The 22,588-nt window shown below is 71.9% G+C and carries 17 protein-coding genes and 1 tRNA gene; 5 read left to right on the plus strand and 13 right to left on the minus strand.

Annotated elements, in window-relative coordinates:
- Positions 1–79: 79 nt before the first annotated feature.
- On the minus strand, positions 80–2,842 hold the full coding sequence (locus Voc01_RS00270) for a putative bifunctional diguanylate cyclase/phosphodiesterase (protein ID WP_203925149.1): 2,763 nt from the start codon (positions 2,840–2,842) through the stop codon (positions 80–82).
- 189 nt (positions 2,843–3,031) lie between these two features.
- Here Voc01_RS00270 and Voc01_RS00275 point away from each other — a divergent pair, with 189 nt between their 5' ends.
- A complete protein-coding gene (locus Voc01_RS00275; RefSeq protein ID WP_239159816.1) occupies positions 3,032–4,996 on the plus strand; it encodes an ABC1 kinase family protein in 1,965 nt (654 codons plus the stop codon).
- Between the two features lie 5 nt (positions 4,997–5,001).
- On the opposite strand, the gene Voc01_RS00280 is transcribed toward Voc01_RS00275, so the two are convergent.
- The 4 genes from Voc01_RS00280 to Voc01_RS00295 form a co-directional block, all read right to left on the minus strand.
- The gene (locus Voc01_RS00280) at positions 5,002–5,628 is read right to left on the minus strand and encodes a hypothetical protein (RefSeq protein WP_203925150.1); all 627 of its coding nucleotides are present in this window, start codon (positions 5,626–5,628) and stop codon (positions 5,002–5,004) included.
- 167 nt (positions 5,629–5,795) lie between these two features.
- On the minus strand, positions 5,796–8,393 hold the full coding sequence (locus Voc01_RS00285; RefSeq protein ID WP_239159817.1) for an ATP-binding protein: 2,598 nt from the start codon (positions 8,391–8,393) through the stop codon (positions 5,796–5,798).
- 135 nt (positions 8,394–8,528) lie between these two features.
- Positions 8,529–8,601, minus strand: a tRNA-Ala gene (locus tag Voc01_RS00290).
- Between the two features lie 81 nt (positions 8,602–8,682).
- The gene (locus tag Voc01_RS00295) at positions 8,683–9,237 is read right to left on the minus strand and encodes a YqgE/AlgH family protein (RefSeq protein WP_203925151.1); all 555 of its coding nucleotides are present in this window, start codon (positions 9,235–9,237) and stop codon (positions 8,683–8,685) included.
- Between the two features lie 653 nt (positions 9,238–9,890).
- Between Voc01_RS00295 and Voc01_RS00300 the strand changes: the two genes are divergently transcribed.
- Positions 9,891–10,688 carry an S-methyl-5'-thioadenosine phosphorylase gene (locus tag Voc01_RS00300; RefSeq protein ID WP_203925152.1) on the plus strand — a complete coding sequence of 266 codons (798 nt, stop codon included), beginning with the start codon at positions 9,891–9,893 and terminating at the stop codon, positions 10,686–10,688.
- Between the two features lie 115 nt (positions 10,689–10,803).
- Here Voc01_RS00300 and Voc01_RS00305 read toward each other — a convergent pair whose 3' ends face one another.
- The gene (locus Voc01_RS00305; protein WP_203925153.1) at positions 10,804–11,298 is read right to left on the minus strand and encodes a CHRD domain-containing protein; all 495 of its coding nucleotides are present in this window, start codon (positions 11,296–11,298) and stop codon (positions 10,804–10,806) included.
- A gap of 211 nt (positions 11,299–11,509) precedes the next feature.
- On the opposite strand from Voc01_RS00305, the gene Voc01_RS00310 reads away from it, so the two are divergent.
- Entirely contained in the window at positions 11,510–12,223 is a 714-nt protein-coding gene (locus Voc01_RS00310; protein ID WP_203925154.1) for a hypothetical protein, read from the plus strand.
- A 12-nt stretch (positions 12,224–12,235) separates the two neighbouring features.
- On the opposite strand, the gene Voc01_RS00315 is transcribed toward Voc01_RS00310, so the two are convergent.
- From Voc01_RS00315 to dxr, 5 genes are all read right to left on the minus strand, one after another.
- A complete protein-coding gene (locus tag Voc01_RS00315) occupies positions 12,236–13,516 on the minus strand; it encodes an MHYT domain-containing protein (protein ID WP_239159818.1) in 1,281 nt (426 codons plus the stop codon).
- A 552-nt stretch (positions 13,517–14,068) separates the two neighbouring features.
- A complete protein-coding gene (locus tag Voc01_RS00320) occupies positions 14,069–14,899 on the minus strand; it encodes a GNAT family N-acetyltransferase (protein WP_203925156.1) in 831 nt (276 codons plus the stop codon).
- Positions 14,900–14,942: 43 nt separating this feature from the next.
- Positions 14,943–16,109: a flavodoxin-dependent (E)-4-hydroxy-3-methylbut-2-enyl-diphosphate synthase gene (gene ispG, locus Voc01_RS00325; RefSeq protein ID WP_203925157.1), complete on the minus strand. Its 1,167-nt coding sequence runs from the start codon at positions 16,107–16,109 to the stop codon at positions 14,943–14,945.
- Between the two features lie 31 nt (positions 16,110–16,140).
- On the minus strand, positions 16,141–17,388 hold the full coding sequence (locus tag Voc01_RS00330; protein ID WP_203925158.1) for a M50 family metallopeptidase: 1,248 nt from the start codon (positions 17,386–17,388) through the stop codon (positions 16,141–16,143).
- A 10-nt stretch (positions 17,389–17,398) separates the two neighbouring features.
- Positions 17,399–18,616 carry a 1-deoxy-D-xylulose-5-phosphate reductoisomerase gene (gene dxr, locus Voc01_RS00335; protein ID WP_203925159.1) on the minus strand — a complete coding sequence of 406 codons (1,218 nt, stop codon included), beginning with the start codon at positions 18,614–18,616 and terminating at the stop codon, positions 17,399–17,401.
- On the opposite strand from dxr, the gene Voc01_RS00340 reads away from it, so the two are divergent.
- Complete coding sequence (locus Voc01_RS00340; RefSeq protein WP_203925160.1) at positions 18,615–19,340, plus strand: MBL fold metallo-hydrolase; 726 nt, start codon at positions 18,615–18,617, stop codon at positions 19,338–19,340. The genes dxr and Voc01_RS00340 overlap by 2 nt on opposite strands.
- A 22-nt stretch (positions 19,341–19,362) precedes the next feature.
- A complete protein-coding gene (locus Voc01_RS00345; protein ID WP_203925161.1) occupies positions 19,363–20,013 on the plus strand; it encodes a DUF998 domain-containing protein in 651 nt (216 codons plus the stop codon).
- On the opposite strand, the gene Voc01_RS53925 is transcribed toward Voc01_RS00345, so the two are convergent.
- Together Voc01_RS53925 and Voc01_RS00350 are read right to left on the minus strand one after the other, a co-directional pair.
- Positions 19,971–20,093 (minus strand): hypothetical protein, encoded by a 123-nt coding sequence (locus Voc01_RS53925; protein WP_275423667.1) that lies wholly within the window; start codon positions 20,091–20,093, stop codon positions 19,971–19,973. The two genes, Voc01_RS00345 and Voc01_RS53925, sit on opposite strands and share 43 nt — an antisense overlap.
- Positions 20,094–20,330: 237 nt before the next feature.
- Positions 20,331–22,469 carry an MMPL family transporter gene (locus tag Voc01_RS00350; RefSeq protein WP_239159819.1) on the minus strand — a complete coding sequence of 713 codons (2,139 nt, stop codon included), beginning with the start codon at positions 22,467–22,469 and terminating at the stop codon, positions 20,331–20,333.
- Between the last annotated feature and the right edge of the window lie 119 nt (positions 22,470–22,588).

The raw sequence follows: 22,588 nt of genomic DNA on the forward strand, positions 1-22,588 counted from the left end.
ATGGTCGGGGAGATTGCGTAGAGACTGCCGTCGATCACCGGCTGGCGTCAATAGGTGTCGATGCGTCGAGGTCGCCGGCTCAGGCGAAGACCGGCGTGTCCTCGTGGGTGAGCCACGGCACCACCTCGTCGGCCGGCATCGGCTCCGCGATCAGGGTGCCCTGCCCGTACGCGCATCCGGCGCCGCTCGACAGGGTCCGCTCGGTGGTGGTCGCGATGCCCTGTGCCACGACGTCGACCCGCAGCGTCCGCGCCAGGTGCGCGATGCCGGCCACGAGGTCGTACCGGCGGATCGACCCGCTCATCGTGTCCACAAAGGACCTGTGGAGCTTCAGAACGTCGACCGGAACCCCCTGCAGGCACGACAGGGACGGGTGGCCGGTGCCGAAGTCGTCGATCGCCACCCGGATGCCGGCGCTGCGCAGGATCGACAGGTCCTCGCGCACCGGCTGGGAGTCGGCGATCAGGCTCCCGGTGACCTCCAGGGTGAGCAGGTGCGGTGCCAGCCCGTACCGGCTGATGAGCGTCAGCACGTGCTCGACGAAGCCCGGCGCACGGAACTGGTGGTCCGGCACGTCGACGCTCACGTACGGCGGCTCGGCCAGCGCCTCCTGCCATCCGGCCGCCTCGCGCACCGACCGTTCGAGCGCCCACGCCCCGAGCGGGGCGGTGAGCCCAGACTCCCCGGCGAGGTCGACGAGCGCGTCCGCCGGCAGCGGCCCGCGCACCGGGTGCCGCCACCGCACGAGGCTCTCGAAGCCGTGTGCGCGGCCGGTCGCCAGGTCGACGATGGGCTGGAAGCACAGCTCCAGCCCATCGGTGGCGATGGCGCGCCCGAGCTCCGTGCGCAGCCGCGCCCGGTCGAGGATCTCGCGGTGCAACGCCGCGTCGTACCGCCGCCAGAAGCCCGTGCCCGTCGCCTTCGCGGTCCGCAGCGCCACGCGGGCCCGGCTGATCAGCTCCGCCGGGTCGTCGGTGTCGACGGTCGTGGCGAGGCCGATGGTCAGCCGCACCGTGATCGTGCTGCCGGAGACCTCGAACGGCGCCGTGAAGCGGTCGAGCAGACCGGCGACCAGCCGGTCGATCCCGGCGACCTCGGCGGCACCCGCGACGAGGACGCCGAACTCGTCTCCGTCCAGGCGGGCGACGGCATGGGCACCGTCCACGATGGACCGCAGCCGCGCGCCGACCGCCCGCAGCAGCCCGTCGGCCAGCTCGGGCCCGACGGTCCCGGCGACCCCCCGGAGATCGTCGAGGTCGGCGAGGAGCACACCGGTCACACCCGGTGCGGCGGTGGCGCGCCGGGTCTCGTCCCGGAAGAACAGGTGGCTGCCGAGCCCGGTGAGCGGGTCGAGGTAGGCGCGCCGTTCCAGCTCGTGCTGCTGGCGGCGCCGCTCGGTCACGTCGCGCAGGGTCAGCACGACGCCGTCGACCGACGGTTCGTGGCGCAGGTCGCGGATCGAGACCTCGACCTCGACCGGCCCACCGGTGTGCCGCAGCACGGTCCAGTCGCCCGCGGAGTCGATGACCGTGCCGAGCCGGACGGCCTCGACCGCCGCGGACACCGCGTCCCGTTGCTCCGGAACGAACAGGTCCCACACCGGGCGACCGGTCACGTCGTCGACTCCGAGCAGGCCGGTGGCGGACGGGCTGCCGTAACGGATGCGTCCCCCGTCGTCGACGATCAGGATGACCTCGGCCGCGGTGAGCACCAGCGTGCGGAAGTACGCCTCGCTGTCGCGGCGGTCGAGCTCGCGGATGAGCGCGATGCGGTCGATCGCGGTGGCGGCCTGGCCGGCCAGCACCGGCACCGCCTGCCGCAGGTCCACGAGCACGTTGTCGTCGGAAGCTCCGCGCGGCAGCAGGCGTCCCACCGACTCGTGAACGACGGCCGTGACCGTCTCGACATCGGTCGCCGACAGCAGCGCCTCGCACGCCCGGCGCAGCTCCCGTTCGCGGTCGAGGGCCCGCCGCAGACCGGCGTCCACATGCGACATTCGCGTGACGGCGAGCGCGACCAGCACGGCCGACACCACCGCGACGACGACGCCGTCGCGGACCTCGCCGGTCGACGCCTGCCCGAGCGGGATCAGCGGCGCGACGAGCGACGCGGCGCCGATCGCGAGCCGTCGGGCGGTGCTGTCACCGGTACCCACCGGCCGCGGCTCGGTGAGCGTCCGCATCGACGGGTGCAGCGCGGCGGCGCCACCGCTGACGAGGAAGAGGATCCAGCCGAGGCGCCAGTCCACGGGCAGTTCGAGCCCGTACAGGATGTCGGCGACGAGCGGCCCCGCGCCGGAGAGCAGGAACAGGGCGGCGCTCCACCCGCGAACCGCGCCGACCATCGACCGGGCGACGACGGCGAGGAGTGCCGGATAGGCCACGGAGACGGTCCCCCGCACCACGGTCAGGCCCGGCGCCGGCAGGTGCGGCTCGACCACCAGCACCCACGAGAGGAGCCCCGCGCCGATCGCGAGGATCGACGCGTCGATCAGCGCGGTGCGGTCGGCGGCGAACCGTCTCGATGTGACCAGCGCCACCACCAGGCACGGAAGCAACCCGGCCTCGGCCCACCACGGGGAAGCGGCGCCGTGCGGGACCGCACCGGGCAGAGACACCGCGACCGCACCCACCGCGAGGGCCACGGTGCCGCCGGCCCACCACAGCCACGGCAACGCCCGCCGGGGTCGGTGCAGCCGCCAGCCCGCGACGATCGCGGCGCAGCCCAGCAGCCCGAAGAGGCTCCACGTCACGACGTGCCACGCGGGCACGGCGAAGTACAGCCCGATGAGAACGGCCGCGGCAAGCCCGTGACCCCACGCCAGCCGCCTCGCCACCGTCACCCCCGCACTGTCACCCCGACCCGGGGGCTGCCCGTCTGTCCCCCATCGGACCGGAAGTCGCAAACCTGAGCGTTTGTGTCTACCCGTTACCTCCGGGCGCATCAGGGGTCGGCACGGGCTGTCCACCAGCGTCGATCGGGGTAGGGTCGGCTCCTGGCTACGGGGCGAGCGGCCAGGTGGGGGTCCATTGTGGACAGTCTGACGACCGGGATCGTCGTCGTCGTCACCGTCGTCGTGATGGTGGTCGGCATGGCGGCGGCGGCCCGACGGTTGCTCGGTGCCAACTTCGGGTTGGTGCGGCTGTTCCTGGCCGGCGCGATCGCGTTGCTGGTCGCCGGGCCGATCTCGCAGTCGCTGGCCCCACACACGGTGCTCGGTGACGACTCGGTCGTCCCGTTGTGGTTCCTGCTCCTGTCGATCGCGTGTGCGCTGCTCGTCGCGATGATCCTGCTGGTCGTCGCGGAGGCGCTCGTGCCGACCGGGCGGGTGACGCCGCTGCTGTGGGCACGCGGTCTGCGGGCGCGCCTCGCCCGTACCCGGCGCTACCTGCAGATCCTCACCATCGCCGTGCGTCACGGCCTCGGCCCCTACCTGCGCGGCCGCGACCCCGCGACGGCCGGTTCCCGCTCGCGGCTCGCGCGGTCGCTGCGGCAGGCGCTCGACGCCGGCGGGGTCACCTTCGTCAAGCTCGGCCAGGTGCTGTCGACCCGACGTGACCTGCTCCCGCCCGAGTTCGTGCGGGAACTGGGCGCCCTGCGCGACCAGGCCGCGCCGGTGCCGTCGGACCTCATCGAGGAGGTGCTGCGCCGCGAACTGGGCGCACCGGTCGACCAGCTGTTCGCCCGGTTCGACCCCGAGCCGCTGGCGGCGGCGTCCGTCGGGCAGGTGCACACCGCCCGGCTGCTGTCCGGTGCCGACGTCGTGGTCAAGGTGCAGCGCCCGGGCGTCCGGGCGGTGGTCGAACGGGACCTGGACATCGTGCGACGGCTCGCCGCGACGCTGCACGCACGTACCAGGTGGGGACGGGCGGCCGGGCTGGTCGACCTCGCCGACGGCTTCACCCGGGCGATCCGGGAGGAGCTCGACTTCCACGTCGAGGCGCGCAACATCGCCGCGGTGCGCGCGTCCGTCCTGGACGAGAAGGAGGTGGTCCTCCCGGAGCCGCACGAGGCCCTGTGCACCGAGCGCGTTCTGGTGATGCGGCGGCTGCGCGGGGTCCCGTTGGCCGGTGCCCGCCCGGTGATCGCCGCGCGCGGCCTGGAACCGGCGGACGTGGCGCGGACGCTGCTGTTCTGTGTACTGCGCCAGATCATGATCGGTGGCGTCTTCCACGCCGACCCGCACCCGGGCAACGTGCTGCTGCTCGAGGACGGCCGGCTCGGGCTGCTCGATTTCGGCTCGGTGGGCCGGCTCGACGCCGCGATGCGCCAGGCCCTGCAACGCCTGCTGCTCGGTCTCGACAGCGGCGATCCGGCGACGGTCTCCGACGCGCTGCTGCTGATCGTGAACCGGCCCGACGAGGTCGACGAGGAGCGGCTGGAGCGCTCGCTGGGCCAGTTCATGGCGCAGCACCTCGGCCCCGGGGCACCGGCCGGCGCGCAGATGTTCGTCGACCTGTTCCAGCTCATCACCCACTACCGGCTGTCGGTGCCGCCGGAGGTCGCGGCCGTGTTCCGCTCGCTGGCGACGCTCGAAGGCGCCCTCGGCGACGTCGCGCCGGGCTTCAACGTGGTGGTCGAGGCGCGCGGCTTCGCCGGCCGGTACCTCGCCGAGATGCTGCGCCCCGCCGCGCTGCGCCAGGCCGCGATGGACGAGCTCACCACCCTCCTGCCCCTGCTACGCCGGCTGCCCCGCCGCATCGACCGGATCGCCGGCGCCCTCGAACGCGGCCGGCTCAACGTCAACGTGCGCCTCCTCGCCGACGAACGCGACCGCCAGCACATGATGGCGCTGCTGCACCGCTCCCTCACCACCGTGATCGGCGGCGTGGCCGGCATCATGGCCGTGATGCTCCTGGGCATCGACGACGACCCCCGCGTCACCGAGGAGGTCGGCCTGTTCGACCTGTTCGGCTACGGGCTCCTGGTGGTGGCGGCCGTCCTGGGTCTCCGGGTCCTGGTCGCCATCTTCCGCACCGACCACGACTCCTGGTGAGGGTGTCACCGGCCGCTGACGCGTTGCGGGCCGTTGCCCTCGCCGGGGTCCGGCACCAGAGGGTTCGTCGGGTGGTAGAGGCCGGCCGGGTTGTGGTACCAGAGCCAGACGTGCATCGTCACGAGCTTCGGGTGCCAGAACGTGAACGGCGACGTGCCGTCCGGGCTGGTCCGTGTGCAGTCCGCTTCCGCCGCGGCCGGCACGAACGACCCGTCGCGGTAGTGGCAGGCCGCGTCGAAGGAGCCGTACGTCGCTCCCTCCAGGGGCGGTGTCGCGGGCCGCTCCGGCCACACCCATTCGAGCGCACCGAGCTGCCACCGGGTGCCGTTCCTCACATAGACGAGGATCGGCGGCCGCGTGACGTCGAAGCCCTCGATGTCCCCGTTGAGATAGTGGTAGCCCATCCCCGGCATCATCGGGGTGATGATGCGGTACCCGGCGGCGTCCGCCGCGCCCAGGTCGTCTACGTAGCGGGCGGTGGCGGCGCGGGCCTTCGCGAGGCTGGAGGCGAGTTCCGGTGACGCCGTCACCGTCGTGTCGTGGTCCGGTCCGCCCGGTGGTTCGGCGTCGTCGTTCGTACAGGCCGCGAGGGTCACGGTGACCGCCACAGCGGCGGCCCAGCGGCGGATCACCGCCCGGCTCCCGGTGAGAAGTAGGGGTCCATGTCCATTCCTTCCGTGTGTGACGTCGAGTGGTGCCACACACCGTAGGAACGGGGGCCGTGTCGCCGTAGCGGAAGCGGGTACCCGGATTGCCGGCGCCGAACCCCTATGTTGGGAGGCCCCTATGTTGGGAGGCCCTATGTTGGGAGGCCCAGCCGGGCGGCCTCGGAGACGGCGTGGCGGCGGTTGCCGACGCCGAGCTTGCGCAGGACCGCCGAGACGTGGTGATGCACCGTCTTCTCGGCGACGTAGAGCCGGGCGGCGATCTCGGCGTTGGAGAGCCCCTGCCGGATCAGTGTCAGCACCTCTGATTCCCGCCTGGTGAGGCGCGCCGGGTTCGTCATCGTCTCCGCACGCGGACCACGCGGGAGTCCGCGGACGCCGAGTTCGCGCAGTCTCCGCGCCACGACCCCCGCGGTCCGGCGCGCACCGAGCCGCTGGAACTCCGCGAGGGCACGGCGCAGGTCGCTCTCGTCGTCGGACGCCGCGCGGGCGAGGGCCGCGTCGTACGGACAGTCCAGACCCGTCCACGCGTCGGCGGCGGCCGCGGGGTCACCCGTCAGCTGTGACGCGTACGGCCCGACGGCCACCGGCGCCGGCTCCCGCACGCCGGCGAGGCGGCGCAACCACGCGAGTTCGCCCACGATCCAGTGGGCCTGCCGCTCGACGGCGCTGTCCAGCGCGTGGCGGGTCAGCCCGTCGACGGCGCCGCAGCGACCGTCGAGCCACGCGGCCTCGGCTCGCGCCGCGGCGACCGGAGCGTGGAACTGCAGTTCGTCCTGTCCCTCGGTCAGTGCGAGCGCCTCGTCCAGCAGCGGCCCGTGGTCCGGGTCGCCACGCCGGGCGCCGACGAGCCCGAGAGTGGTCAGCGCGAGGATCCGGAGCAGCGGCACCGACCGGGCCGACCGGAGCACGAGGGCGGCGTCCTCGGCCGCGTCGTCCCAGTCACCACGGTCGAGCCTGGCCCGCGCCCGGTACGCCAGGACGTAGAGCTTCCAGCCCTCGAGGCCGAGGTCGTCGCACCGCCTGACGCCGCGGTCGAGCCAGGTCGCGTGGCCGTAGGCGCGGGTGCGGGTCATCGCCCAGCCGGCGTGGATGAACGCGCGGCCGACGTCCTCGTCGAGCCCGGCCCGCTCGGCGAGGGCCAGGCTGCGTTCCAGCTTCTCCCACCCGTCCGGACACCCGGCGAGGATCCGCGCGGTGCCGAGGATGTTGAGGCAGTAGGCGGTCACCTCGGTGTCGTCGAGTCTCCCGGCGAGCTCGAGCGCGCGGTCCGCCCATTCGACGGCCTCGTCGAGTCGCTCGGCGTTCAGGTGGCCGGCGGCCTCGATGCCGTACGCGAGCGCCAGTTCCCGGCCGGGTGGCAGCCCTTCGAGCAGGCGCATCCCGGCTCGGGCCGCGACGTCGGCGTCGTCGGTGCGCGCGGCGCACCACAGCCGACGCGACAGCTGTGACAGCGCCGCCCCTTCACCGCGCCGGTCGCCGATCGCGTGCCGGAGCGCGATGGCCTGCTCCAGCGTCTCGACCGCCGTGTCGATCCGGTCGGTGAGGTAGCACTCGTGCGAGCGGCCCTCGAGCAGGGCGGCCCGGGCGTCCGCGGGCAGCCCGCCCGCGAACCGCAACGCCCGCTCGTACTGTGCGGCCGACTGGCGGTGGGCGCCGGTCGACGACGCCTTTTCGGCCGCGGCGGGCGCGTACCTGAGGACCGCGTCGGTGTCGCCGGCCGCTTCGGCATGGTGGGCCAGCCGCGCCGGGTCCGCCACGCCCGCGAGCGCCCGCAACGCTTTCCGGTGCAACGCCAACCGGCGGTGCGGCGACAGCGACTCCTCGACGGCCAACCGGGCGAGCTCGTGCCGGAACACGGCTGCGCCCGGCACCATGTCGAGGATTCCGGAGTCGAGGCAGCGTTCGAGGCCGTCGGCGGCGTCCGGCACCAGCGCGTCGAGGAGCCACAGCTCCGCGTGGGGAAGCGCGATCGACACAGCTTCGATGACCGTGGTCGCGGTGGCGCTCAGCCGGGCGGTCCGGGCCATGACCGCGTCGCGGACGGTCCGTGGGATGTCACCGTCGCGGGTGGCAAGGACCTCGGTGACGAAGAAGGGGTTGCCCGCGGTGATGCGGTGCAACTCGGATGCGTCGAGCCCGTGCGGTTCGGCCAGGGCCGAGACCGTCTCGGCGGACAGCGGTTCCGCGGTGAGCCGGCGGATCGAGGGCGCACCCCGCAGCTCGCCGACGACCTGCCGGAGCGGCCGCGCCCGGTCGAACTCGTCGTCGCGGTAGGTGCCGATCAGAAGGGCCGGGACGGACCCGATGCGGCGACCCAGGAGGCTGACCACGTCGAGGGTCGCCTCGTCTGCCCAGTGCAGATCCTCCAACACGACGATCGTGCCCCGACGTTCCTGCGCCACCCGCATGATCGACGCCGCCACCTGGTACGGCTTCGCACCCGCGTCCACCAGCTCTTGCAGCTCGCCCCCGACGAGCCGTGCGATGTCGGCGACCGGCCCGAGCGGCCGGGGCGTGAACAGCGGATCGCAGGCCCCCCAGAGCACCCGGCCACGCGTGCCCAGGTCCGCGCAGAATCGCCGGACGAGCGCGGTCTTCCCGCCGCCCGCCTCGCCACTCACCAGGATCAGCGAACCGCCGGAGCCACGTCGGACGGAGTCGAACGCGCCGCGCAGGACGTCGAGGTGGCGGGAGCGCTCGAACAGCTCGATGGTGTGGTCGCTCTCCACGCCCGAACACAAGCAGATTCCCGCACCCAAGTCGATAGCCCATACACCGACACGACAGGGCTCCGATAGAGACAAGTGAGCGCTCAAACAAGAAGCCACCCGCTACCGGATGGCTTCTGACCTGCGAATTTTGGGTGGAGCCGAGGGGACTCGAACCCCTGACCCCCACACTGCCAGTGTGGTGCGCTACCAGCTGCGCCACGGCCCCCAGACATCCCCGGCTCACCACCGGGGCACCCGCGCAATAGTACACACCCCACCACCCGGGCCCGCACGGGGATACCCGCCGTCAGTTCAGCGCCGGATCGGTCGGGTAGTGGGCCACGGCCGCCAGCAGGCCGCCCTGACGGCGGAGGACCATCGGCCACAGGTCATCGGGACGGCCGGCGAACGCGTCACCCGGCAGGGCGTCGAACACGAACCAGGAACCGCCTTCGATCTCGCCTTCCAGCTGGCCGGGCGACCAGCCGGCGTAGCCGGCGAACACGCGTACACCGAGCACGCTCTCGCGCAGCGTGTCGGGGTCGGCGGACAGGTCGACGGTGCCCACGGCGCCGGCCACCCGGTTGAACCCGGCCAGCTGCTCGATCCCGGGACGCGCCCGCGCCAGGCAGATGGCCGCCTCGGGCTGCACCGGCCCACCCTCGAACACCACGGCCGGCTCCTCCGCCAGCGTGCCCCAGGGTCCCAGCACCTCGGAGACGGGCACCTCGGTGGCCCGGTTGAGCACCACCCCCAGCGCACCGCCCTCCTCGTGGGCGACGAGCAGCACCACCGTCCGCTCGAAGTTGGGGTCGCGCAGCGACGGCGTCGCGACCAGCAGGCGCCCGGTCAGTGACTCCATCGACCTGCCTCGCGCCACACCGGGACGTCCGGGGCCGGCGTCCCCGCCGGGCCCGCCGGAAGAGCCACGCCCGCCGGAAGAGCCCGAAGATCCCGAGCCAGAGCCCGAAGGACCAGAGCCCGAAGAACCAGAGCCGGAAGAACCAGGCCCGGAATCTCCAGGCCGCGTTCCCCCGGGGCCGGAAACACTGGGACCCGCAAAGCCCGGCTCCTCGAACCGAACCTCATCGAGCCGCGGATCCTCACGCCGCGGATCCTCGAACCAGGACTCGTCAGACCCAGGAGCGCCAGGAGCGCCAGCCCCGGGAGAACCCGACCCGGAAGAACCCGACGGCCGCGACCCGAACCTCGGCGTGTTGGTGCCCCGACCACCCGGGCGGCCGCCACCCGGCCGGCCACCACCCGGCTGGGGTTCCCCAGCCTCAGACTCCTCGGCCCCGGATCCGGGCCGAGGTTCACCGAACCTGGGATCACCAGACCCCGGACCGCCCGACCCCTCGAACACGTCCTCAGCCTGCCACGTGAAACTCGTCGCCGTGGAGATCCTCGGCCGCGTAGCGGGGGTCGGCCAGCGTCATCAGCTCGCGACGCACAGGCGTCATCACCATGCCACGCACATTAGCCTGGCCGGTCCTCCGCGGTTAGCCTCAGCCGGTGGACATCGCAGCGACAGCCGTAATCGGCGGGTCGGGGCTGTACGCCCTACTCACCGACGCCGAGGAGCACACGGTCGAGACTCCGTACGGCCCACCGTCCGACGCAATCACCGTCGCAACCGTCGGCGACCAGCGGGTGGCGTTCCTGCCCCGGCATGGCCGGGACCACCGGTTCCCCCCGCACCGCATCCCTTACCGCGCCAACCTTTTCGCGCTCAAGCAGCTCGGAGTCCGCCAGATTCTCGCGCCCTGCGCGGTGGGTGGCCTGCGCGCCGACCTCGGTCCGGGCACGTTCGTGGTCCCCGACCAGCTCATCGACCGTACGAGCGGCCGCGTCCAGACGTTCTACGACACCGGCGCCGTGCACGTGAACTTCGCCGATCCGTACTGCCCCGTCGGCCGCACGACCCTGCTGACGGCGGCGGAGAGCCACGGGATCGCCGCCGTCGACGGCGGCACGATGGTGGTCGTCGAGGGGCCGCGCTTCTCCACACGCGCCGAGTCCCGGGCGTACACGGCGATGGGCGGAACTGTCATCAATATGACTGGTCACCCGGAAGCGGTACTCGCCCGCGAACTCGCGCTCTGCTACTCCGCGATCGCGCTGGTCACCGACCTCGACGCCGGGGTGGAAGGCGACCACGGGGTCACGCAGGAGGAGGTGTTCCGCGTATTTGGCGAGAACACCGAGATACTGCGAAAAATGCTGCTGGACGCGGTGAGCGCGCTTCCCGCCACCCGCGACTGCCCGTGCGCGTCGTCCCTCGACGGCATCCAGGTACCCGACCAGCCCTGATCAGACAGACAGGGGCGGGCAGACACTGGATGGCCGCTGACGACCGGGGCATCGTCGACCCGGCCCTCAGCGGCCATCCACACCGGCCCGCCCCTCACGGCGGGCCGGAGCTCATTCAGCGCCAGCGCTCGTAGCGGAGCTGGCCACGGATCGCGCCGTTGTCGCCGTCGACCTGGACGTTGTAGCGGCTCGGCCAGTTCGCGATCGCCCGCGCGACGCGTGGGCTGATCTTCCGGCAGCCCTCGGCGTGGCTGCCGTAGTTGGCCAGGCCGACCTCGACGTCGTCGTCGCGGTCGTTGGGGTCGTTCCGACCGCCGACGTACACGAAGATCCGCATGGGATCCTCGACCCGGCGGACCCAGAAGTCGTAGCAGACCTCGCCGGTCGACGGCCGGATCTTGAGGTCCACCTCGCCGGCACCGTTCCGGTCACGGGCTTCACCGACCACGCCACGACCACTCAGCGACGCCGACAGGTGGACCTGACGACCCCAGTCGTGGTCGTGGTCGTCGTCCCACGGGTGCGCCATCGCCGGAGCCGCGATGGCGGGCCCGGCTCCGAGCGCGGTGCCAACCGCGAACGTAAGGAGAACTCGACGGACGGAAAACATGCCATACCTCCACAGACGGATGCGGTGGAGGAACCTTGGGGAGGAATTTGGCTATTCGTGGTGCTTGTCGTTCGTTGCAGAAGCCTAGTACGTATTGTCTGATTCCGCTGCAAAACGGGCAAGTGAGCGGTTCCGGGTGCACCTCTGTTGAGCCGATCGGGGCATCGGTGCGTGTCACCATGTACGACCACGCCCGGTTTTGGAGCCGACCATGAAGCTCAAAGGTCTCGCGATCGTCATCGCTGGTGTCCTCGCCCTCACCGGTGCGCTGTTCGGCCTGGCCACTGTCGCCGCCGAAGAGGCACGCAAAGACCGCGACCAGGCCGCGCAGACCCAACGCGACGCGAGCCAGGCCCCCACGCCGCCGGCCTCCACCGACGCCAGCGGGTCCGCGAGCGCCCAGCCGGGCCTGGCCGCGCCGGGCGGAGCCACACCGGGCGTGCCCACGCCGGACCCGAACGCGCCGATCGTCACCTACGCCGGGAAGGTCGACGGTCGCACGGCCGCCATCGCGATCGCGGTCCGCAACGGGCAGGCCATCGCCTACCTGTGCGACGGCGGCCGGCTGGAAGCCTGGATGCAGGGCCCGGCCGGAGACGGCCAACTCGCCCTGACCGGCAAGAACGGCGCATCGGTCACCGGCACGCACGACGGCGCCGGCGCCACCGGCACGGCCGTCGCCGGCGGTCGCACGTTCACTTTCAAGATCAGGATGGTGCAGGCGCCGGCCGGGCTCTACCGCCTCGCCGACAAGGTCGCCAACGCCGCCGTCAACGGCGGGTGGATCGTCGCCGACGGCGAGCAGACCGGCACCCTGACCGTCGACGGCGTCACCGGCGCGGCACCGCCGCTGAACACCGAGACCGGCGAGACCACGATCAACGGCGTCGTCGTCAAGCCGAACCGGGCCCAGCCGCCGGCCTGACGCACCGGCAGATCAGTCGTTACGGGTGGGCGCCGGCGACGGCGTCCACGGCTCGCGGGCGTTCCGGTGCGGAAGCTGGCCCTGGTCGGCGGCGTCGGGTTCCCGGCGCGGCAGCTGGCCCGGCAGCTCCGGCATCGTGGCGGGCGGCGGCGGATAGGCGCCCGCCGGCCGGCCGTCGTACTGGGCCTCGGTGATGGGACGCGGAACGGGGTGCACCGGCTCCGCCGTGAGACCGGCCCAGCGCCCACCGGACGCGGGCGGCTCGGTGTGGGAGAACGGCTCGGTCTCCCGGAGGCTCGCGCCCAGCCCGGCGGGCGCCGGATCCCCGGGCATCGGCCCGGCCGCGGGAACTCCCCCGCCCGACGGCGCGAACCCGGCGCCGAAGCCACCGGACCCGGACGGCCGGGAGCCGCGCCCACCCGACCCGGGCGACGCGGAACCACGGCCGGGCCCGGCCGACGCCGAGCCACCGCGGCCGCCCGACCCGGCGGGCGCCGAGCCACCGCGCCCGGCCGACCCGGCCGCCGCGGAACCACCGCGCCGGGCGAACCGGCTGGCCACCGAGCCACCGCCACCAGCCCCGCCGGCGGTCGCGTCGGCGGGCGCGCTCTCCTGAGCCGTCGGACCCATCGGCGCCGCCGACGGCGTGGACGCCCAGATCCCGACCGGCCCCGGCTGACCTCCGCCACCCATGCGGGACTCGATGAACGCGGCACCCGCCCGGTCCTCGTCGGTGGGTGCGGCGAGCACGGAGTACACCAGTCCCATCACCACGAGCACCACGGCCAGCGCGATCGGACCGATCAGCGTCGTGCTGCTGGCACCGTTGACCGCGCCCTGCTCCGACAACCGCACCGACATCGCCGACATGCCCGTGTAGTGCATGCCGGTGACCGCCACCCCCATCACCATGGCCGAGCCGAAGATCAGCGCCCCCGACCGCACCGTGACCGAGAGCCACAGCGCGACGGTCGCCGCCACCACCGCGATGACGATCGAGGCGATCACCCGGACCGGGTCGTAGGAGATCTCGCCGTCGAGGCGCATGGCCGCCATGCCGATGTAGTGCATCGCGTTGACGCCCAGACCGGTGAGCAGGCCGCCGCCGACGATCTTCAGCAGGCTGGGCCGGCCGAGGCCGACGATGAACAGGCCGGCGCCCACGACCGCCACCGCGACGACGACGCTCAACGCCGTGATCGCGAGGTCGTAGCGGATCTCGCTGCCGACGACCCCGAAACCGATCATCGCCATGAAGTGCATGACCCAGATTCCGGTGCCACCAATGGACACCGATGCCAGCACCAGCCAGGAGATCCGCTCACGGGCCGTAGCGAGACGCCGCGCCCGAGACGTGCAGATAAGCCCCAACAATGATCCAAGTACTGACAGACAGTAGGCCATGATGGGGGTAATCCACCCGTACGCGAAATGGTGGATCTCTGCCATTGGCGTCTCCCGGCCCGCGCTGCGAACGACTGCTTCTCTGGAATCATTCGCACGGCCATGGTCTAACGCAACATTTCAGCGATCACGAATTCAGGGCGTGACCGAACGGCCACTACAGGCCTCCCAACAGCCACGATAAAAACCGGTAGCGCCCAGACCTCGCCAACGCCATCATTTACACATAAGCGGTGGTCGTCATTACCGACGCGACGAAAACCGAGTAATTCGGTCACTCGGTACTGGATCTCGGCGCGCCGGTTCGGCGGCGATCGGAGCTCATGACGAAGGCAGCCGGTGTGGGGCGAACCCTCGCTTCCCGCCTCACACCGGAGGCCTTCAGCCGTGCGCGAGATACGCGAAGAATAGCTAAGAAAAGACCGATTAGAAAAAGACTGATCAGAAGAGAACGGTTGCGAACGTGTCGACCTGGCGGAAACCGCACCGCGCGTACACCCGGCGGGCGGGTTCGTTGAAGTCGTTGACATAGAGGCTCACCGTCGGCGCCACCCGGCGCAGCACGTCCTCCACCACCGCCGCCATGCCGGCCGTCGCCAGGCCGTGGCCCCGGAACTCGGGGTCGGTCCACACGCCCTGGATCTGGGCGGTGTGCCTCGTCACCACGGCGACCTCGGCCTTGAACACCACGCGACCTTCGTGGAACCGGGCGTACGCACGGCGCGCGCGGACGAGGTCGAGCACCCGGTCGTGGTACGACGGGTCACCGTCGGCCGCCGGGGCAACCCCGACCTCCTCGGTGTACATGGCGACCGCGGCCGGATAGAGCGCGTGCACCTCGTCCAACCGGACCAGCCGCACGTGAGGATCGGTACGCACCTCGGCCGGACGGTCGGTGGCGAGCAGCGGCTGGCACCCGCGTACCTCGCGGGCCGGCCCCCACGTCGGCGCCAGCCGGTTCCACATCTCCAGCACCGCGTCGGCGCTACCGACGATCGACGAGCAGCCGCGCGGCTCGCCGGCCACCAGCTCGGCGAACGCGACCGCCGCCGGTTGCGACGCCGACACCGGCACGACGTTCGCGCCGACCCAGCACAACGCGGTGAGCCTGCGTCCGTACCCGAAGATGCGCGCCTCGTGCCGCCACCAGGCCATCCGACCCGAGCTGACCCGTTCGGCCACCTGTGCGCCGGCGAACGGCGCAGCATCGAGCAGTCGCCGCACCTCGGCCGCGTCGGTGTCACCCAGCAGCCGCACCGGCACCGTGAGCATGCTGTCTAGACTGCCAGATTTTCGGCCGCCCGTAGGTGCACTGTCAGTGGACGGTGACCGTGGGCCCGAGGCCACGCAGATCCTCGGGCAGCTCCACGCCCATCTCGTCGGCCAGGCGCAGCGCCTCCTCGACGAGCGTCTCGACGATGACCGACTCCGGCACGGTCTTGATGACCTGGCCCTTGACGAAGATCTGGCCCTTGCCGTTGCCCGACGCCACCCCGAGGTCGGCCTCGCGGGCCTCACCGGGACCGTTGACGACGCAGCCCATCACGGCCACCCGCAACGGCGCCGGGAACCCGTCGAGCGCGGCCGTGACCTGCTCGGCCAGCGTGTACACGTCGACCTGCGCCCGCCCGCACGACGGGCACGACACGATCTCCAGCCCGCGCTCACGCAGCGCCAGCGACTCCAGGATCGCGAGGCCGACCTTGACCTCCTCGACCGGCGGCGCCGACAGCGACACCCGGATCGTGTCGCCGATGCCCTCGGCCAGCAGCGCACCGAACGCCACCGCCGACTTGATCGTGCCCTGGAACGCCGGACCCGCCTCGGTGACCCCGAGGTGCAGCGGGTAGTCGCACCGCTCGGCGAGCAGCCGGTACGCCCGGATCATCACGACCGGGTCGTTGTGCTTGACCGAGATCTTGATGTCGCGGAAGCCGTGCTCCTCGAACAGCGAGCACTCCCACAGCGCCGACTCGACCAGCGCCTCCGGGGTCGCCCTGCCGTACTTCTCCAGCAGCCGCTTGTCGAGCGACCCGGCGTTCACCCCGATGCGGATCGGCACGTTCGCCGCCGACGCGGCCGCGGCGATCTCCTTGACCTTGTCGTCGAACTGCCGGATGTTGCCCGGGTTGACCCGCACCGCGGCGCAGCCCGCGTCGATCGCCGCGAACACGTACTTCGGCTGGAAGTGGATGTCGGCGATCACCGGGATCTGCGACTTCCTGGCGATCGCCGGCAGCGCCTCCACGTCGTCCTGTGACGGCACCGCCACCCGCACGATCTGGCAGCCCGACGCCGTGAGCTCGGCGATCTGCTGGAGCGTGCCGTTGACGTCGGCCGTGTTGGTGGTGGTCATCGACTGCACCGACACCGGCGCGCCACCGCCGACGGCGACCGGGCCGACCATGATCTGCCGCGACTTACGCCGCGGCGCGAGGGGCTGCGGCGGTGCCGGGGGCGTGCCAAGGCTGATTGCGGTCAAGGGGGGACTCCTGGGAAGCAGAAAGATCGAACTACCGGAAGATCGTGATCGGGTTAACGATATCCGCCGCAACTGTGAGCAGCGTGAACGCTCCACCAACGAGGATCACGAAGTAGGTGAGCGGCATCAACTTGTAGTAGTCGACCCGGCCCGGGTCGGGACGCTTGAACTTCGCGTAGATCCAGGAGCGGGCCCGCTCGAACCAGCTGATCGCGATGTGCCCTCCGTCGAGCGGCAGCAGCGGCAGCAGGTTGAAGATGCCCACGAAGAAGTTCAGCGACGCCAGGATGAGCAGGAACAGCGACCAGCGGCTCTGCTCGACGGTCTCGCCGCCGAGCCGGCTCGCGCCGACCACGCTGATCGGGGTCTCCGGGTCACGCTCCTCGCCGGTGAGGGCCGCCCACAGCTTGGGCAGCTTCTCCGGGATCTTCTTCATGGCCTCCCAGGTGCCGACGAACGCGTCGCCGGTGAACCCGACCGCCTTGGTGAAGCCCTCGACCGGTCCGTACGTCACCTCGAGCGGAACGACCCGCTTGAGCCCGACACCGAGCGCCGCGCGCTGCTCGGTCTCGGTGGTCGCGACCAGCTCGCCGTCCTTGTTCTTGCGCTCCTTGTAGCGGGTGACCGCCGCGAGGTCGACGGTGATCGTCTGCTGGGACCCGTTGCGCTCGACGGTGACCGGGGTCGCACCCGGCGGCGTCGACCGCAGCGTGTTGAGCAGTTCGTCCCAGTTCGCCACCGGCGTTCCGGCGACCGCGACGACCTTGTCACCGTCCTGCAGACCGGCGAGGCCGGCCGGCGACGCCGGGTCGCCCTCACGGCACTCGCGCCCGGCGGCCTCGGTGACCACGCACGGCTGGATCGCGACCACCGCCGGCTGCGGGTCGGCCAGCGCCGGGTTCGGCATCCCGACGAACGACGCGCAGACCCACAGGATGACGAAACCGAGGATGAAGTGGGTGATCGACCCGGCCGACAGCACGACCGTGCGCTTCCACACCGGGAACTTCCACATCGCCCGGTGCTCCTCGCCGGGCTCGACGTCGTCGTCCTGCGGGGTCATCCCGACGATCTTGACGAAACCGCCCAGCGGGATCGCCTTGAGGCCGTACTCGGTCTCACCGCGGCGGAACGAGAAGATCGTGGGACCGAACCCGGCGAAGTACCGGGTGACCTTCATTCCGAACGCCTTGGCGGTGAGCATGTGCCCCGCCTCGTGCAGGCACACCGAAACGAAGATGGCGAACGCGAAAAGCGCGATCCCCAATGCGTACGCCATCAGGCTCCCCTCAGGAATGTGACGCGATCAGCTCGCGCGCATGGGCCCGCGCCCAGGATTCGGCCGCGAGCACCTCCTCGACGGTACCTGGTTCGGGGTAGTCGGGAGCGTCCCCCAGTACGCGCTCGACGGTGTCCACGATGGCGGTGAACCCCAACCGGCCGGCTGTGAAAGCCGCCACGCACTCCTCGTTCGCGGCGTTGTAGACCGCCGGCCGGCAGCGTCCGGCCCGCCCGGCCTCCTTGGCCAGCTCGACGGCGGGGAAGGCGTCGTTGTCGAGCGGCTCGAACGTCCAGGTCGCGGCCGTCGTCCAGTCGCAGGGCGCGGCCGCGCCGGGCACCCGGTCGGGCCAGCCCAGCGCCAGCGCGATCGGCAGCCGCATGTCGGGCGGGCTGGCCTGCGCGATCGTCGACCCGTCGACGAACTCGACCATCGAGTGGATCACCGACTGCGGATGCACCACGACCTGGATGTCGTCGTAGGCCACGTCGAACAGCTCGTGCGCCTCGATCACCTCCAGCGCCTTGTTCACCATGGTGGCGGAGTTGATCGTGATCACCGGTCCCATGTTCCAGGTCGGGTGGGCCATCGCCTGCTCGACGGTCACGTCCGCGAGTTCGGAGCGCCGGCGCCCCCGGAACGGCCCGCCGCTGGCGGTGAGCACCAGCTTCCGCACCTCGGCGTGCGAACCGGCGCGCAGGCACTGGGCCAGCGCCGAGTGCTCGGAGTCCACCGGCACCAGCTGCCCCGGCCGCGTCACCGCGGCCTTCACGAGGGGGGCGCCGGCGATCAGCGACTCCTTGTTGGCCAGGGCGAGGACCCGGCCGGCGCGCAGGGCCGCCAGCGTCGGCGCCAGGCCAACCGATCCGGTGATCCCGTTGAGGACCGTGTGCGCGGGCCACTCGGCCAGCTCGGCCATCGCGGTGGGACCGGTGAAGATCTTCGGGACCGAGTACCGCCCCTGCGCGTAGCCCTGCTTCTGCGCCTCGGCGTACAGGGCCAGCTGCAGGTCCTGGGCGGCGCTCGCCCGGGCCAGCCCGACCGCGTCGACCTTGAACTCGATGGCCTGCGCCGCGAGCAGGTCGACGTTGCCGCCACCCGACCCGAGCGCCACCACCCGGTACTCCCCGGGGTTGCGCCGAACGATGTCGAGGGCCTGCACCCCGATGGACCCGGTGGACCCGAGCAGCACGATGTCCTTCACACCGGCATTATCGTCGGTTGCCATGCGGCTCACCGTGATCGGTGGTTGCGGGGCCTGGCCGGCATCCGGACAGGCCTGCAGCGGCTACCTCGTCGACCATGACGGATTCCGGCTCCTGATCGACCCGGGCTACGCGGTCACGCCGTTGATCGACCCGGCGACCGTCGACGCGGTGTTCGTCAGCCACGGCCACCCCGACCACTGCGCCGACCTCAACCCGCTGCTGCGTGGGCGCGTGCTCGGGGCCGGCGGACCGCTGCCGGTGTGGTCGCCGCCCGGCGCCGTCGACCCGGTGCTCGCCCTCGACGGCGACTGGGTCCGGTCTGCGGCCCGCCCCCACGCCGTCGAACCCGGCGCGACGTTCGACCTCGGACCGTTCACCGCGACCACCCGCCTGCTCCCCCACCACGTGCCCAACGTGGGCATCCGCCTCACCTCCGACGGCGTCGCGCTGGCCTACACGGGCGACACCGGCCCGTCGCCGGAGATCGTCGCGCTGGCCGACGGCGTCGACCTCCTGCTCGCCGAGGCCACCTATCCGGAGCGGGTCCCCGACGACAACGCGCCGTACCTGAGCACCGCCCGGCAGGCCGGCCGCGACGCGTCGCGCGCTCAGGTGGGTCACCTCGTACTGACACACCTGTGGCCCGGCACCGACGCCGCGGCCTCGACCGACGCGGCGCGGGCCGCCTACGACGGACCGGTCGACGTGGCCCGGCCCGGCCTGGAGGTCAGTGTCCGGTCCTGATGGCCGGCGCCGACGTATCCGCATGACAACCTCCCGCCTCCTGGCGGCCGGCATCGCCGCCGGCCCGGTCTTCCTCACCGTCTGGCTGGTCCAGGCCCTCACCCGGGACGGGTTCGACCCGACCCGGCACCCGATCAGCCTGCTCGGCCTCGGGCCCGGCGGCTGGGTCCAGATTGCCAACTTCGTGGTGACCGGCGCGCTGCTCATCGGTTTCGCGGTGGGTCTGCGCCGGGTGCTCCACCCGGGCCGGGCGGGCACCTGGGCGCCGGTTTTGTTCGCCCTGAACGGCATCGGGCTGATCGTGGCCGGCGTGTTCGTCACCGACGCCGGTGCCGGGTTCCCCGCCGGCGCCCCCGAGGGCGCGCCGGAGTCGATCAGCTGGCACGGGTTGCTGCACGAGGTGGGGTTCGTCACGGCGTCGGTGTCGTGGCTCGCCGTCTGCGTGGTGCTGCTGCGGCGCTTCCGGGCGGCCGGGCGGCGCGGCTGGGCGGTGGCCTGCGTGGTCGCGCCGCTGCTGTGGATCGTCGTGGGCGCGTGGCCCGACGCCGACAGCCTCAGCCTGCGCCTGGTCCTCGGAACCGTGATCTCATTCGGCTTCACCGCGGCCCTCGCGGCGACGCTCGCGTCGGCTCAGGGCTTCGCGATCCGGAACGTCTCGGCCTCCACGCCGTAGCCCTTCGTCGTACGACCGAGGTGGTACAGCCCGAGCCGGTTGCACACGTTCATCGACGCGTCGTTGCCGGGACGGACCACCGGCGAACACCTCACCGACCCCGGTCTCTGTCACCTCGACGGCCCAGACCCCGAACGTCGGGTCCTCCGACCACGACGAGAACCGCTCGACCGCCCGGACCGCCTGCTCGCGGGTCTCCAGCGCCTTCGGGGTGGCGCCCAGCCAGCGGGCGACCTCCCTAGCGGGAGTAGATGTCGAACAGGCGGTCGGTGTCTTCCCGTGTCCACTGCCGGACGGTCAGGCGGGCGTCTCGTAGATCACGCCGATACGGTAGCCAGCTCCCGCTCGGGGACCGGCTTCTCCTCGCGGATGCCGAACCGGCCGTACACCCTGGCGAGCGGCGCCGGCAGCCACCAGTTCGCCCGGCCGAGCAGCTTCATAGTGGCCGGCACCAGCAGCGCCCGCACGATCGTCGCGTCGACGACCAGGGCCACGATCATGCCGAACCCGATCATCTTGATGAACAGCACGTCGCCGGTGGTGAAGCCGCCGATCACGACGATCAGGAGCAGCGCCGCCGCCGTGATGATGCCGCCCGTGCGCTGCAGCCCGCCGGCGACGGCCGCCGTGTTGTCTGCGGCAGTCGGTTTGTCGCCGGGAGAGGCGACGGCGGTGCGGTCCCACTCCTCGCGCACCCGGGAGAGCAGGAACACCTCGTAGTCGGTCGACAGGCCGAAGATCAGCGCCAGCATCAGGATCAGCTGGGTCGCCTCGAGGTTTCCCGTCGAGGTGAAGCCGAGGAGACCGGCGAGGTGCCCGTCCTGGAACGCCCAGACGACCGCGCCGAACGACGCGCCGATCGAGACGACGTTCATGAGGATCGCCTTGAGCGGCAGCACGAGCGAGCCGAACGCGAGGAACAGCAGCACGAACGTGCTGAGCGCCACCAGCAGGGCCATCCACGGCAGCCGGTCGGCGAGGCTGCGCAACAGGTCGACCAGCTGGGCGGTCGTGCCGCCGACGAGCACCTCGGCGCCGGCGGGCGTCGGCAGGTCGCGGATGGCGCCGACCACGCCACGGGCGGTCTCGCCCGACGGCCCGCCGGTATAGCTGACCGCGATCGCGGCCGAGTCGCCCCGGACGGCGACCACCGCCGCCGACGTGACGCCCTCGATCGCGGTGATCCGCTCGGCGAACGCGCCGGCCGCGCCCGCGCCGGCGCCGCTCACCAGAACCTGCACCGGGCTGGCGTCGGTCTGCGGGAACTCTCTCGCCAGGGTCTCGGCCGCACCCCGCGGCGCCGCCGACGCCGGCAGCACCCGCTCGTCGGCCACCCCGAACTCCGCCCGCGTGAACGGCACCGCGAGCACGGCGAGCAGCGCAACGGTCCCCAGAGTGACGAGCACCGGACGGCGCATCACCCCGCGGGCGAGCCGCGCCCAGCCCGTGCCGCCGCCGTCGCGGGTCCGGAAGATCCGCACCGCGTTGATGCGCGGCCCCAGCACCGCGAGCAGCGCCGGCAGAACCGTGACCGACGCGACCATGGCGACCAGCACGGCCGCCATCCCCCCATAGGCCATCGACTTCAGGAACATCTGCGGGAACAGCAGCAGACCGGCGAGCGCCAACGCCACCGTCAGCCCGCTGACCAGCACCGTGCGCCCGGCGGTGTCGACGGTGCGGGCCACCGCGTCCCCGGTGTCGTGACCCTGGCGCAGCTCCTCGCGGAACCGGCTGACCATGAACAACGCGTAGTCGATCGCCATACCGAGGCCGATCAGCGTGATCACGTTCAGCGCGAACACGGAGACGTCGGTGAACAGCGTCAGGATCCGGGTGACCGTGAACGCGCCGAGGATCGCCAGCACGCCGACCAGCAGCGGCGCGCCGGCCGCGACGAGGCTGCCGAACACCAGCACGAGCAGCACCAGCAGGATCGGCATCGAGAACGTCTCGGCGCGCGCGATGTCCTTGCTGACCTGCGCGCTCACGGCGTCGTTCACCGCGGCCGGCCCGCCGACCTCGGTGCGCAGCCCCGCCGCGTCGAGGTCGGGCCGTATGGCCTCGAACTCCTTCGTGTCACCCGACATCGCCGGCGTCGCCAGGGACACGACCGCGTAGGTGGAGCGCCGGTCCGTGGAGACGAAAGCGTCGCTGCCGGTGTCGTAGAAGGAGACCACGGTGGCCTTCTGCCGCACCCGGTCCACCGCGTCGGTGACCGCCCGGCGGAACGCCGGGTCGTCGACGGTCGCCGTCTCCGACGACCAGATCACCACGATGTCGGTGGCCCGCTGCCCGACCTCGGCCGCGATCCGTTCCCGCGCCCGGCTCGACTCGCTGGCCGGGTCGTCGAACCCGGCACCCTTCACCGTGCCGAACACCCCGGTGCCCCATACGCCGCCGACGAGCGCCAGCAGCACCCCGGCGACCAGGACGGCCCATCGGGCCCGAACCACCGTCCGTCCCCACCACGCGAACATGCCCGATTCCCCCTTAGACTCCTTTAAAACACCGATTGCGCTGGTGAATGGTGTTAACTTTGTCAGCGACGTTAGCTGGGGTCAAGGGGTATCAC

It is taken from the genome of Virgisporangium ochraceum, assembly GCF_016863655.1.
GTDB lineage: Bacteria > Actinomycetota > Actinomycetes > Mycobacteriales > Micromonosporaceae > Virgisporangium > Virgisporangium ochraceum.

Bases quoted from the DNA above. Each gene is read 5' to 3' on its own strand.
- Voc01_RS00295 (WP_203925151.1), bottom strand. From the start codon at position 9,237: ATGGAGTCACTGACCGGGCGCCTGCTGGTCGCGACGCCGTCGCTGCGC.
- Voc01_RS00305 (WP_203925153.1), bottom strand. From the start codon at position 11,298: ATGTTTTCCGTCCGTCGAGTTCTCCTTACGTTCGCGGTTGGCACCGCG.
- Voc01_RS00310 (WP_203925154.1), top strand. From the start codon at position 11,510: ATGAAGCTCAAAGGTCTCGCGATCGTCATCGCTGGTGTCCTCGCCCTC.
- Voc01_RS00320 (WP_203925156.1), bottom strand. From the start codon at position 14,899: ATGCTCACGGTGCCGGTGCGGCTGCTGGGTGACACCGACGCGGCCGAG.
- Voc01_RS00330 (WP_203925158.1), bottom strand. From the start codon at position 17,388: ATGGCGTACGCATTGGGGATCGCGCTTTTCGCGTTCGCCATCTTCGTT.
- Voc01_RS00340 (WP_203925160.1), top strand. From the start codon at position 18,615: ATGCGGCTCACCGTGATCGGTGGTTGCGGGGCCTGGCCGGCATCCGGA.
- dxr (WP_203925159.1), bottom strand. From the start codon at position 18,616: ATGGCAACCGACGATAATGCCGGTGTGAAGGACATCGTGCTGCTCGGG.
- Voc01_RS00345 (WP_203925161.1), top strand. From the start codon at position 19,363: ATGACAACCTCCCGCCTCCTGGCGGCCGGCATCGCCGCCGGCCCGGTC.